The organism is Actinoallomurus iriomotensis, assembly GCF_030269445.1.
Taxonomy (GTDB): Bacteria; Actinomycetota; Actinomycetes; order Streptosporangiales; family Streptosporangiaceae; genus Actinoallomurus; species Actinoallomurus iriomotensis.
The window spans coordinates 157,271-168,497 of the sequence record NZ_BSTJ01000001.1; the positions used below are offsets into that span (position 1 = coordinate 157,271).

Sequence of the window (11,227 nt, forward strand, 5' to 3'; positions counted from 1 at the left end):
TAATGAGATCGGATCCACGAAGTTTTCGAGACGTTTACGGGGCTCCGCCCTCTTCGGGGCGGAGCGTGCCCTCGATCACCGTGACGGCCTCCCCGAGGAGCAGGACGCGGTCGCCCCGCACCTGGACGCCGACGTCGCCTCCGCGCGCCGAGGCCTGGTGGGCGCGCAGGTCCGTACGGCCCAGGCGCCCGGCCCAGAACGGTGCCAGCATGCAGTGCGCCGACCCGGTCACCGGGTCCTCCGGAACGCCGACGGCCGGGCCGAAGAACCGCGAGACGAAGTCGTAGGAGGAGTCCGGCGCCGTGACACAGATCCCCCGGGCGTCGTAGCCGGCGAGCGCGGACAGGTCCGGGGTCAGCGACCGCACGGTTTCGGCGTCGTCGAGGACCGCGAGAATGTCGTTCTGGACGTTGCGCCCGGTCCAGGACGGCGACGCGCCGAGCGCCTCCGCCAGGCCCGCGGGCGGGTCGATCCGCTCCGGCGGGCAGGCCGGGAAGTCCATCACGAGCAGGCCGCCCTCCCGCCGTACGGTCAGGACGCCGCTGCGCAGGGTGTGGAAGCGGATCGGCCGGTCCTCCGGCACGGCGCCCGTCTCGTACAGCACGTGGGCCGCGGCGAGCGTCGCGTGCCCGCACAGGGCGACCTCGACCGCCGGGGTGAACCAGCGGAGCTCGAAGTCGGCGCCGGAACCGGCGATCGGGCGCGGGAACGCGGTCTCGGAGAGGTTCAGCTCCATCGCGACCCGCTGCATCCAGGCGGAGTCGGCCGGGGCGGCCAGGACGCAGACCCCTGCGGGGTTGCCGGCGAACGGCCGGCCGGTGAACGCGTCGACGACATGGATCCGCATGCCGTCACCCTAGTAGTGCTTTGTTAGGTGGTTAAGGCGAGGGGTTGTCGGCAGGTGGGGCAGTGGCCTGTCCAGGTGGCGAGTAGTGCTTGGAGCTCGCGGAGGATGGTGTAGAGGGTCAGGCTGCCCCGGCTGCTTTTGGGCTGGTCAGGCGCAGGGTTGTGAGGAATAGGTGGGCGGCGGTCACGAGGGTGACGTGGCGGTTCCAGCCTCTCCAGGAGCGTCCTTCGTAGTGGTCCAGGCCCAGACCGGTTTTGAGTTCGCGGTAGTCGTGTTCGATCCGCCAGCGGATCTTTCCCAACCGGACCAGATCAGCCAGTGAGGTCTCGGCGGGCAGGTTCGACAACCAATACTTGACCGGCTCGTCCTCATCCGCCGGCCACTGGGCGATCAGCCAGGCTTGGGCCAAGGTGCCGTCATCGCCATAGCGAGGCTTGCGTCCGGCCGGGCGGACGCGCAGCGCGATGAAGTCACCGGCCAACTCGCCTTTGGAACCTTGGCGCCAGCAGATCCGCTGAGCGCTGGTGCGGCCGGCGGCCAGCACATGCTCCCGCAGCGAGACCGGCCTGGTGCGATAACGCGGCAGGCCACGCCAGCCCTTGCCCTTGGAGGGCAGCAGTTCAGGGACGGCGTCGGCGGCATGGGCGGTGCAGGTGCCCTTGACCTGAACGATGTAACCCAAGCCACGCTCGGCCAGCGCGGCCCGGAACACAGCGTTGTCGCCGTAACCGGCGTCCGCGCAGATCACCGGTGTCTCCAAGCCCCAGCCGCGCAGTTCGTCCAGCATCTCGATCGCCAACCGCCACTTCGGCCGGTTCCGCTCGGCAGCCGGGATACTCGACCGCGTGCGCCTGCCTTTGATCTCCTCGGCCACGGCCGGATCGTCGGTGCAGGCATCGTCCCAGGACTCGGGGATGAACAACCGCCAGTCCAACGGCGCTGAGGCGTCGTCGGTGACCGCGTGCACGCTCACCCCGATCTGGCAGCTGGCGACCTTGCCCAACGTGCCCGAATACTGCCGGGCCACCCCCGGCGAGGATGAACCGTACTTGGGGAACCCGGTGTCATCGATCACCCACGCCACCGGCGCCACCACCTGCTCGACCCGGGCCGCCAGCCGACGCCGCACCCCCACGAAATCCCACGTCGAAGACGTCATGAACTGCTGCAACCGCTGATGATCCACCCCCAGCCGCTCCGCCATCGGCTGCATCGACTTACGCTGCCCATCCAGCAACAAACCCCGCACATACAACCCACCGGTCGCACGCTGATCCGCCCGCGGCAACCCCGCGAACACCTCCGCCGCGAACTCCTCCAACCGCGACCGGACCGCGGCAACCTCCCCAGACCTCACACACGATCATCGAAACCAAGATCACAAACGTAACAAAGCACTACTAGGGTCTGTCTCGAAGTCCCCGTCCGTAGCGAGCGGTGTCCAGGCGGCGCGTCGCAAGGCGGAGGAGGGAGTCAGCCTGGGTTTGGCTGGCGACTCTTGCCGGGGTCCCCGCGGAAGCGTGCCGGGCGGCGGAGCCGTTCGGCACGGTTTCGTGGGGTGGGGGCGACAACGCGGCGAGGCGTCGTCTGGGCGCCGCGCAGTAGGACAGCGGGGCTTCGAGACAGGCCCTGGGACCGCGTCAGGCCCGCCGGGCGAAGGAGTCGGTGTCCGCCTGGTCGCCGCCCTCCTGAGGGGCGTCCGTCCGGGGGACGCTCGGCTGGGGGGCGTTCGCCACGAAGACACCCCAGCGCCGCGGCCGGGCCACCACCCAGCCGAGGATGAATCCGACACACAGGCACGCGAGGACGAGGAAGATGAAGTTCAGCCACATGATGGCCTCCCAGCGGGAGAGCAACCGGCGGTGTCGTCTTCGGCTTCGACCCGCCGGGCCGCGCGCCGCCTGCCGCGCGGACGGTCCGACGTTAACGCCGCCCCTTCCGGTGCTGTGTGCAGGTTGACGCGATCTAGTCCAAGGTGACTAGCGTCACACCACCCGGTTATGGCGCCACCCGCCCGGACGCCACTCGCAGGGGCCGCCGTGCCCGGCCGGCGCGGTCGCGTGCGGCCGGTGCCACGGCCCGCGCCTTTACATTGTAGATCAACAGCGGGAAGCGAAGATCGCCGAGAGGTCGTACTCTGGCGCGGTGACCGAACGGCTGCCGATCTTCCCGCTGGGGGCCGTGCTCTTCCCGGGGCTCGTCCTGCCCCTGCACGTGTTCGAGGAGCGCTACCGCCTCCTGATGAGCGATCTGCTCTCCGGCGAGGAGCCGCGCCGGTTCGGAGTGGTCTCGATCGAACTCGGCCACGAGGTCGGCCCCGGAGCCGCCCGCCGGCTCGCCCCCGTGGGCTGCACGGCCGAGGTCCGCGACGTACGGGAGCACGAGGACGGGCGGTACGACGTCGTCGCGACCGGCGGCACCCGGTTCCGCGTCGAGGACGTCGACGACTCGCTCGCCTACCTCCGCGCCGAGGTGACCCTGCTGCCGGAGGAGGACGGGCCGGGCGCGCAGGACGCGGTCGCGCCGGTGACCGGCCAGTTCCGGCGCTACTGCGACCGCCTCGTCTCACACGGCGCGGAGGTCGCCGACCTCGACGACCTGCCGGCCGACCCGGGGTCGCTGTCCTACCTCGTGGCGGCCTCGCTGGTCCTGGACCGCTCGGACAAGCAGCGCCTCCTGCAGGCCGACCACGCCGCGGCGCGGCTGCGGTTGGAGTACGAACTGCTGAGGCGGGAGAATCTCCTGCTCGAGACGTTCCCGACCGTGCCGGCGTCGGAGTTCCTCGGCGGAGGCGTCAGTCCCAACTAAGGAGTCACGGCGGATGGGATCGAAGAAGAGCGGCGGCAAGGGCACGCCCGCGACCGTCGCGGCGACCCGCGCCGGGATCGCCTTCACCCTGCATCCGTACGAGCCCGGCGGCGGTGAGGAGTCCTACGGCGAGGCCGCCGCGGACGCCCTCGGGGTGCCGCACGACCGGCTGTTCAAGACGCTCGTGACCGAGGTCGACGGCGACCTCACCGTCGCGGTGGTGCCGGTGTCGGCCACGCTCGACCTCAAGGCGCTCGCCGGCGCGGCGGGCGGCAAGCGCGCGGCCATGGCCGACCCGGCGGCGGCCGAGCGCGTGACCGGGTACGTCCGCGGCGGCATCAGCCCGCTGGGCCAGCGCAAGAGGCTGCCGACGGTCGTGGACTCCTCCGCGTCAGGGTTCCCGACGATCTACGTCTCCGCCGGACGGCGGGGCCTGCAGATCGAACTGGCCCCCGCCGACCTGGTCACCCTGACCCAGGCCACCACCGCGGGCATCGCCCGCGGTCGCGCGTGACTCGCGCCGGGCGACGTCCAGCGCCTCGAGCAGCCCGAACACCACGAGCGCGATCAGCGGCCAGGCGATCACCACTCCGACCGCGTGCAGGCCGAGCGCGCCCTTGGCCGCCGTGCCGTCACGCGCCGTCCGCACCACGTGCTGGAAGGAGGACCGCCCGACCATGCTGCCGGCCCACCACGCGATGAGCCCGGCGGCGGTGCCGCCGACGCCGAGCGCGGCGAGCAGCCCCATCTCCCGCAGCCGTCCGGCCAGGGCGTAGGCGACGACGCCGCACAACAGGCCGGCGCACGCCGTCAGCACGGCGAACCAGCCGTCCGCGGCGATCAGGGTCTGACTCTCCGGGTCGCCGAGGAGCGCCTTGCCGCCCGCGATCACGTACGTCGTGCGCGGCGCGACCGTGGTCCACAGCAACCCGGCGGGAACGCCGAGTACCGCGATCACGAGAGTCGCCGCCACTCCGATCCGAAGCTGGCCGGCCATCCGTACTTCCCCCCGCCTCTCGCTGATGATCGCAGCGTAGCGCGTGCCCACCGGTCGTTCCCCGGCCCGAGCCGCCCCGGAGACCACCCGGAACCCGGCCCGTCGCGCGGTAGGGCATGGGGCTCCGGCGGTCTCTGAGATAGTGTGCCCGCCATGTCTGGATTCAGCCCGGCGTTCGACCGGCTGGGAGCGGCGTACGCGGCGATCTCGGCCCAGCAGCAGGAGGCCCTCGTCGACTTCCTGCCCGCCGCCGACTGGAGCGCCGACCTGGCCACCGGCACGTACACGCAGGGTGAGGTCACGCTGAAGGTCGCCCTTCTCGGCAGCTACGCCGAGGAGAACCGCAGCTGGCTGTGGGGGTGGGCGAACCCGCAGTTCGGCCCCGACCACCCGGCGGTCGTGAACCCCACGGCGATCGGGGCGCGCCTCGCCATCGCCGAACTGACCGCACGGGAGCTGGACCTGTCCTGGTACGACGGTCCAGCGCGCAGCGGCGGCGACATCGTGGCGATGGCCGCCACCGGCCTGATCGGCTCGCCGGGCACGATCCCGGGCAGCTACGAGGGCGGTGTGGCCTACTTCGCCATCCAGGACGCGTCCGCTCCGGTGCCCGGCTGGGACTCCCTCACCGCCCCCCGGATGATCACCAGCGGGCTGACGCTCTTCCCGGCCGACCACCGGCTGACGGTGTCGCGGTTCTTCAGCCACCACCGGCTGACCTTCCGCGAGGACGAGACGTCGATCGTCGCGGCGCTGCCCGAGGGCGGCACCTGCGTGGCCGAGTTCGACGAAGAGGACCGGTTCGTCTCCCTGTCGATGGAGCTGATCGCGCGCTGAGCCGCCGTTGGGCGGAAAATCGCTGGACCGTTCCCCGGCGGCGACCGTACTCTGCGGTCATGTTCGGCATGGCCGCGTTCTGCACGCCCGCGCACTTCGATGCGCCGGGCGCTGCGGTCGTGCTCTCCGACGGCCTGCGACGCTGACCCTCCTCCGCCCCGTCCTTCGAGAACCCGCGGAGGAGGGTGGCGCGGCGGTCCCCTGACCGCCCTGGTTCTCACGTCCATCTCTTCTGACGCGAGGACATCACCATGGCCAAGCGGTTGTACGAACGCGGCAAGCCGCACCTCAACATCGGCACGATGGGGCACGTCGACCACGGCAAGACCACGCTCACCGCGGCGATCACCGCGGTGCTGGCCCGGCAGGGGCTGGCGAAGGTCGTGCCGTTCGAGGGCATCGACCGGGCCCCGGAGGAGCGGGACCGCGGCATCACCATCAACATCGCGCACGTCGAGTACGAGACGCCGACCCGGCACTACGCCCACGTCGACATGCCCGGCCACGCCGACTACGTCAAGAACATGGTCACCGGCGCGGCCCAGGTCGACGGGGCGATCCTGGTCGTGTCCGCGCAGGACGGCGCGATGCCGCAGACCCGTGAGCACGTCGTGCTCGCCCGGCAGGTCGGCGTCCGCCACATCGTCGTGGCGCTCAACAAGGCGGACACGGCCGAGGATGCCGAACTGCTGGACCTGGTCGAGCTGGAGGTGCGGGAGCTGCTGACGCGATACGGGTTCCCCGGTGAGGAGATCCCGGTGGTCCGGGTGTCCGGGCTGCGGGCGCTCGAGGGCGACCCGTACTGGGTCCGGCGGATCGAGGACCTCCTCGCCGCGGTCGACGCGTACGTGCCGGTGCCGGCGAGGATCCTGGACCGGCCGTTCCTGCTGCCGATCGAGAACGTCCTGACCATCACCGGCCGCGGCACCGTCGTGACCGGGGTGGTCGAGCAGGGCACGGTCCGGCTCGGCGACCACGTGGAGGTGGTCGGCCTGGGCGCGACGCTCGCCACGGTCGCCACCGGTCTGGAGACGTTCGGCCAGACGATGGACCACGCCGAGGCGGGTGACAACACGGCCGTGCTGCTGCGCGGCGTACGACGCGAGCAGGTGCGCCGTGGGCAGGTCGTGGCCGCGCCGGGCGCGATCCGGCCGCACACGCGGTTCCGGGCCGAGGTGTACGTGCTCGGCACGGAGGAGGGCGGCCGCAGCGGCCCGTTCTTCTCCGGGTACCGGCCGCAGTTCCACCTCCGGACGACGGACGTGCCCGGCGAGATCGAACTGGGCGAGGGCGGCATGGCGCTGCCCGGCGACACGGTCACCATGACCGTGAACCTGGGCCGCGCGGTGGCGCTGGACGAGGGCCTGGGCTTCGCGATCCGCGAGGGCCGCCGCACGGTCGGCGCCGGCACCGTGACCGCCCTGCTCGGCTGAGAAGGCCCTGGGGACCCCGCTCCGGCGGGGTCTCCGGGTGCGGTGCTACAGGCCGAGGTCGTCCAGCTCTTTGAGCAGGTCCGCGCGTGAGCCGGGGGTCGTGCCGGACGGGAGGGGGCGGGTGCCGCCGTCCGGCGTGGTCGGCTTGGTCGCCCGGGGGCGGCGTTCGCGGAGGATCCAGCCGCCCGCGATGCCCGCGATGAAACCGAACAGGTGGCCCTGCCAGCTGATGCCGCGGTGCGGCAGCAGGACCGCGAACTGGTACGCGAAGCACAACGCCATGACGAGCCCGACCGCGATGTCGATCCGGTGCCGGTCGAAGAAGCCGCGCACGATCACGTACCCGAAGTAGCCGAACACCACGCCGCTCGCACCGGCCGTCACCGTGCCCGGGCCGGAGGTCAGCCAGGCGCCCAACCCGCTGACCAGCACGATCAGCACCGTGAGGCTCAGGAACTTCTTCACGCCGCGGAAGGCGGCCAGGAAGCCGAAGATGAACAGGGGCCCGGAGTTGCCCTCGATGTGCGCCCAGCTCAGGTGCAGGAACGGCGCCGTCAGCACGCCCGTGAGACCGGTGACGTCCCGCGCGTGGATGCCGTAGTGCAGGCTGAGCCCGTAGCCGTCCGCCCAGTTGACCGCCTGGACGACCCAGATGACCGCGAGCACCCCGACCATCACCCAGAACGCCTTGAGCGCCTCGGCCAGCACCGCCTCGGCGTCACCCGGCCGTCCGTCACCGCTGCCCATGTTCACCGTGCCTCTCCGGCCGAAGCAATCCCTCCCCGAAAGATAGCCCCGCCGGGGGCGGTCGCGCGCGCCGGACGAAGACCGGGTCAGACGGTGGCGCCGCGGTGTTCGGGAAGGACGGCGCGGCGGACGGCGTCGGCCGCCCAGTCGTCCGCGGTCCTCTCCCGAATGCGCGTGCCGAGGACCCGCCAGTCGCCCGAGGTGGCCAGCAGGACCTTGGCCAGGCCCGCCGCGGCGGCGAGGGCGCCCAGGGCGAGCGTCCGGGCGTCGGGCGTGACGCTCGCGGTCGCGGCGTCCACCACCCGCTGGTGGGCCTCCCAGAGCGAGACGATGTCGCGCACCGGATACCAGGTCTCGGGGAACAGGCCGTAGTTCCGGTGTTGGTCGACCTCGACCTGCCCGGCGTCGACCATCCGCTTGAGCAGGCGGTCGGTCAGGCCGGTGCCGCGCAGCCGGGTGACCCACGCGAGGGCGGTACGGGGCGTGTCCGCGATCGCGTCGAGCAGTTCGTCGAGGACCGGGTCGCCGGTCGGCGGTCCACCGGACGGCACGAGGACGGACCCACCGGCCTCGTCCACGGTGACGCGACCGGTCAGGGCGAGTTCGGACAGCAGCCCGCCGACCACCCCGCAGTCCATCGCCGTCGGAGCGATGCGGCACTTGCCGCGGATGTCGTGAGCGAGGAGCAGCAGTTCCTCTGCCAGCGTCTCAGGCACGTTCGGAACGCTAAACGCCCCGGCTGTCGGCTCGGTAAACAGCGGGCAAAGTGTTTCAGGCGGGGTCCGGCGACACGATATGGCCTCGTCGTATCCGGACCGATAGCCCCGCCGCGATCAGGCAGAGCGCGCCCGCGCCGTACCACGCCGCCGCGTAGTCACCGAGCTGGTCCCGTACGACGCCGGCGGCCTCGGCCGCGATCGCCGCGCCGACCTGGTGCGAGGCGAACACCCAGCCGAACACGATCGGCCCGGACATGCCGAAGTTCTCCCGGCACAGGGTGACGGTCGGCGGCACGGTCGCCACCCAGTCGAGGCCGTAGAAGATGATGAAGACCAGCATGCTCGGGTGGGTCGTCCCCGCGAACAGGCTCGGCAGCACGAGCAGCGAGCAGCCGCGCAGCGCGTAGTAGACGCCGAGCAGCACCCGTGAGTCGACGCGGTCGGTGAGCCACCCGGAGAAGATCGTTCCGGCGACGTCGAAGACGCCGACGAGCGCCAGCAGGCTCGCGGCCGTGGTCTCCGGCATGCCGTGGTCGTGCGCGGCGGGGATGAAGTGGGTGCCGACCAGGCCGTTGGTGGAGGCTCCGCAGATCGCGAAACTTCCGGACAGCAGCCAGAACACCGGGGTCCGCGCGGCCGTGTCGAGCATGCCGAGCGCGTTGCGCGCCGCGCCGGTCGACCGCACCTTCGGCACCTGCTCCGTCGCGCCGTACGGGAGCACGCCGACGTCGGCGGGATGGTCGCGCAGGAACAGCACGACGAGCGGCACGACGGCCAGGGCGGCGACGCACACCGTCACCGAGGCGGACCGCCAGCCGTACGCGTGGGTCAGGTTGGCCAGGACCGGCAGGAACACGAGCTGGCCGGCCGCGCCCGCCGCGGTGAGCACGCCGGTGACGATGCCACGGCGCGCGACGAACCAGCGGCTCGTCACCGTCGCGACGAAGACCATCGCCATCGACCCGGTGCCCAGGCCGATCAGCACGCCCCAGCAGGCGATGAGCTGCCACGGCGCGGTCATGAAGACGGTCAGCCCGCTGCCGACCGCCACGAGCAGCAGCGCGGCGGAGACCACCTTGCGCATGCCGAACCGGTCCATCAGCGCGGCCGCGAACGGCGCGGTCAGGCCGTACAGGACCAGGTTGACCGAGACGGCGGCGGAGATCGTGCCGCGCGGCCAGCCGAAGTCCTGGCTCAGCGGGTCGATGAGCACTCCGGGCGTGGCGCGGAATCCGGCGGCGCCCACCAGGGCCACGAGTGCGACCGCCGCCACGACCCAGGCACGGTGCACCCGCGGGCGCGTCTTGGGCGGAGTGTCAGGGATTGTCGCAGTCACCCGAGGATCCTCGTACAGGCCGGGCCCGGCGGACGAGTGGCCGGAGAGCCATCATGAGCAATAATCGGGCCATGACCCCCCATGAGATCGTCGTCCTCGCGCTGAACGACGTCGTGGCGTTCGACCTCGGTGTGCCGACGCAGATCTTCGGCGGGGCCCGTGACGGCGACGACCGGCGGCTCTACCGGGTACGCGTCTGCACGCCGGACGGTGGTCCGGTCCGCACGTCGGGCGGCTTCCTGGTCCAGCCCTGCGTGGGGCCGGAGGCTATGGCCGAGGCCGACACGGTGGTGGTGACCGGCATCCACGACGGCGCGGCGCTGACGGAGGGCCGGCTGGAGCCGGTCGTGACCGAGGCCCTGGCCCGGCGGCGTCCGGACGCGCGGCTGATGTCGATCTGCACGGGCGCGTTCGTGCTCGCGGCGGCGGGAGTCCTCGACGGCCGCCGGGCCGCGACGCACTGGCGGCACGCCGACCGGTTCCGCGCGCTCTATCCGAAGGTGCGGCTGGACGCCGACGTGCTGTTCGTCGACGACGGCGACGTGCTGACCTCGGCGGGCGTCGGCGCGGGCATCGACCTGTGCCTGCACGTGGTCCGCCGCGACCACGGCAGCGAGGTGGCCAACCGCGCCGCCCGCCGCTCCGTGGTGCCGCCCTGGCGCGACGGCGGGCAGGCCCAGTTCATCGAACGGCCGCTGCCCGACCCGACCGGCACCTCGACCGCCGCCACCCGCGCCTGGGCGCTGGGCCACCTGGACGAGCCGCTGAGCCTGGCCCGGCTGGCCCGGCAGGCGGGCATGAGCGTACGGACGTTCACGCGCCGGTTCCGCGAGGAGACGGGGGTCAGCCCGGCGCAGTGGCTGCTGGGCCAGCGGGTGGAGGAGGCGCGCCGCCTGCTGGAGACGACGGACCTGCCGATCGACCGCGTCGCCGTCCGCGCCGGCTTCGGCACGGCGACGTCGCTGCGCCAGCACCTGCACGCGGCCGTGGGCGTCTCCCCGACCGCCTACCGCCGGACGTTCAGCCGGGACGCGGCCGAGGTCCGGGCCGACGCGGCCCGATAAACGGTTGGTGGGGCGGAGGCCGGTCCGTTACAACGGACGTCATGCTCCGCAGATACCCGCGAACCCCTCACATCGAGGGGTCGCGGCTCCAGCCCGGTGACTTCGACCTGGCCGCCGTGCCGTTCGCGGAGATCGCCGGGCGGTACCTGGTAGTGGAGGAGAAGCTGGACGGGGCGAACGCCGCGATCAGCTTCTCGGCCGACGGCGGGCTGCGGTTGCAGAGTCGGGGGCACTACCTGACCGGCGGGCCGCGCGAGCGGCAGTTCGGTCCGCTGAAGGCGTGGGCGGCGACGGTCCAGCACCTGCTGTGGCCCCGGCTCGGCGACCGCTACGTCATGTACGGCGAATGGCTCTACGCCAAGCACACCGTCTTCTACGACGCGCTCCCCCACTACTTCTGCGAGTTCGACGTGCTGGACCGATCGAGGCCCACGCCGTC

The 11,227-nt window shown here is 72.0% G+C and carries 11 protein-coding genes and 1 pseudogene; 6 read left to right on the forward strand and 6 right to left on the reverse strand.

The window, feature by feature from the left end; all coding sequences use genetic code 11:
* Positions 1-34: 34 nt before the first annotated feature.
* The 3 genes from QSK37_RS00730 to QSK37_RS00740 all read right to left on the reverse strand — a co-directional run bounded on the left by QSK37_RS00730 (position 35) and on the right by QSK37_RS00740 (position 2,679).
* The gene (locus QSK37_RS00730) at positions 35-847 is read right to left on the reverse strand and encodes a PhzF family phenazine biosynthesis protein (protein WP_285616815.1); all 813 of its coding nucleotides are present in this window, start codon (positions 845-847) and stop codon (positions 35-37) included.
* Positions 848-965: 118 nt separating this feature from the next.
* The gene (locus tag QSK37_RS00735) at positions 966-2,204 is read right to left on the reverse strand and encodes an IS701 family transposase (RefSeq protein WP_285616817.1); all 1,239 of its coding nucleotides are present in this window, start codon (positions 2,202-2,204) and stop codon (positions 966-968) included.
* Positions 2,205-2,487: 283 nt separating this feature from the next.
* Positions 2,488-2,679: a hypothetical protein gene (locus QSK37_RS00740; protein ID WP_285616818.1), complete on the reverse strand. Its 192-nt coding sequence runs from the start codon at positions 2,677-2,679 to the stop codon at positions 2,488-2,490.
* A gap of 313 nt (positions 2,680-2,992) precedes the next feature.
* On the opposite strand from QSK37_RS00740, the gene QSK37_RS00745 reads away from it, so the two are divergent.
* The 4 genes from QSK37_RS00745 (at position 2,993) to tuf (ending at position 6,922) form a co-directional block, all read left to right on the forward strand.
* The gene (locus QSK37_RS00745; RefSeq protein WP_285566464.1) at positions 2,993-3,655 is read left to right on the forward strand and encodes an LON peptidase substrate-binding domain-containing protein; all 663 of its coding nucleotides are present in this window, start codon (positions 2,993-2,995) and stop codon (positions 3,653-3,655) included.
* Positions 3,656-3,668: 13 nt separating this feature from the next.
* The gene (ybaK, locus tag QSK37_RS00750; protein WP_285566466.1) at positions 3,669-4,169 is read left to right on the forward strand and encodes a Cys-tRNA(Pro) deacylase; all 501 of its coding nucleotides are present in this window, start codon (positions 3,669-3,671) and stop codon (positions 4,167-4,169) included.
* Between the two features lie 636 nt (positions 4,170-4,805).
* Complete coding sequence (locus QSK37_RS00755) at positions 4,806-5,489, forward strand: DUF6882 domain-containing protein (RefSeq protein WP_285616819.1); 684 nt, start codon at positions 4,806-4,808, stop codon at positions 5,487-5,489.
* 251 nt (positions 5,490-5,740) lie between these two features.
* Complete coding sequence (tuf, locus tag QSK37_RS00760; protein WP_285616821.1) at positions 5,741-6,922, forward strand: elongation factor Tu; 1,182 nt, start codon at positions 5,741-5,743, stop codon at positions 6,920-6,922.
* Positions 6,923-6,967: 45 nt separating this feature from the next.
* Here the strand turns inward: tuf and QSK37_RS00765 are convergent, their stop codons facing one another.
* From QSK37_RS00765 to QSK37_RS00775, 3 genes are all read right to left on the reverse strand, one after another.
* Positions 6,968-7,669 carry a rhomboid family intramembrane serine protease gene (locus QSK37_RS00765; RefSeq protein ID WP_285618845.1) on the reverse strand — a complete coding sequence of 234 codons (702 nt, stop codon included), beginning with the start codon at positions 7,667-7,669 and terminating at the stop codon, positions 6,968-6,970.
* Positions 7,670-7,755: 86 nt separating this feature from the next.
* On the reverse strand, positions 7,756-8,385 hold the full coding sequence (locus QSK37_RS00770; protein WP_285616822.1) for a GOLPH3/VPS74 family protein: 630 nt from the start codon (positions 8,383-8,385) through the stop codon (positions 7,756-7,758).
* A 55-nt stretch (positions 8,386-8,440) separates the two neighbouring features.
* Entirely contained in the window at positions 8,441-9,724 is a 1,284-nt protein-coding gene (locus tag QSK37_RS00775) for an MFS transporter (protein ID WP_285616823.1), read from the reverse strand.
* Between the two features lie 71 nt (positions 9,725-9,795).
* Here QSK37_RS00775 and QSK37_RS00780 point away from each other — a divergent pair, with 71 nt between their 5' ends.
* On the forward strand, positions 9,796-10,788 hold the full coding sequence (locus tag QSK37_RS00780; protein WP_285616824.1) for a GlxA family transcriptional regulator: 993 nt from the start codon (positions 9,796-9,798) through the stop codon (positions 10,786-10,788).
* Between the two features lie 41 nt (positions 10,789-10,829).
* A pseudogene (locus tag QSK37_RS00785) lies at positions 10,830-11,207 on the forward strand (RNA ligase family protein); the annotation flags it as partial.
* Positions 11,208-11,227: the final 20 nt, after the last annotated feature.

What these genes read in the sequence shown, in the direction of transcription:
- QSK37_RS00730 (WP_285616815.1), bottom strand. Translation starts at nt 847, where the DNA reads ATGCGGATCCATGTCGTCGACGCGTTCACCGGCCGGCCGTTCGCCGGC.
- QSK37_RS00740 (WP_285616818.1), bottom strand. Translation starts at nt 2,679, where the DNA reads ATGTGGCTGAACTTCATCTTCCTCGTCCTCGCGTGCCTGTGTGTCGGA.
- QSK37_RS00755 (WP_285616819.1), top strand. Translation starts at nt 4,806, where the DNA reads ATGTCTGGATTCAGCCCGGCGTTCGACCGGCTGGGAGCGGCGTACGCG.
- tuf (WP_285616821.1), top strand. Translation starts at nt 5,741, where the DNA reads ATGGCCAAGCGGTTGTACGAACGCGGCAAGCCGCACCTCAACATCGGC.
- ybaK (WP_285566466.1), top strand. Translation starts at nt 3,669, where the DNA reads ATGGGATCGAAGAAGAGCGGCGGCAAGGGCACGCCCGCGACCGTCGCG.
- QSK37_RS00780 (WP_285616824.1), top strand. Translation starts at nt 9,796, where the DNA reads ATGACCCCCCATGAGATCGTCGTCCTCGCGCTGAACGACGTCGTGGCG.
- QSK37_RS00765 (WP_285618845.1), bottom strand. Translation starts at nt 7,669, where the DNA reads ATGGGCAGCGGTGACGGACGGCCGGGTGACGCCGAGGCGGTGCTGGCC.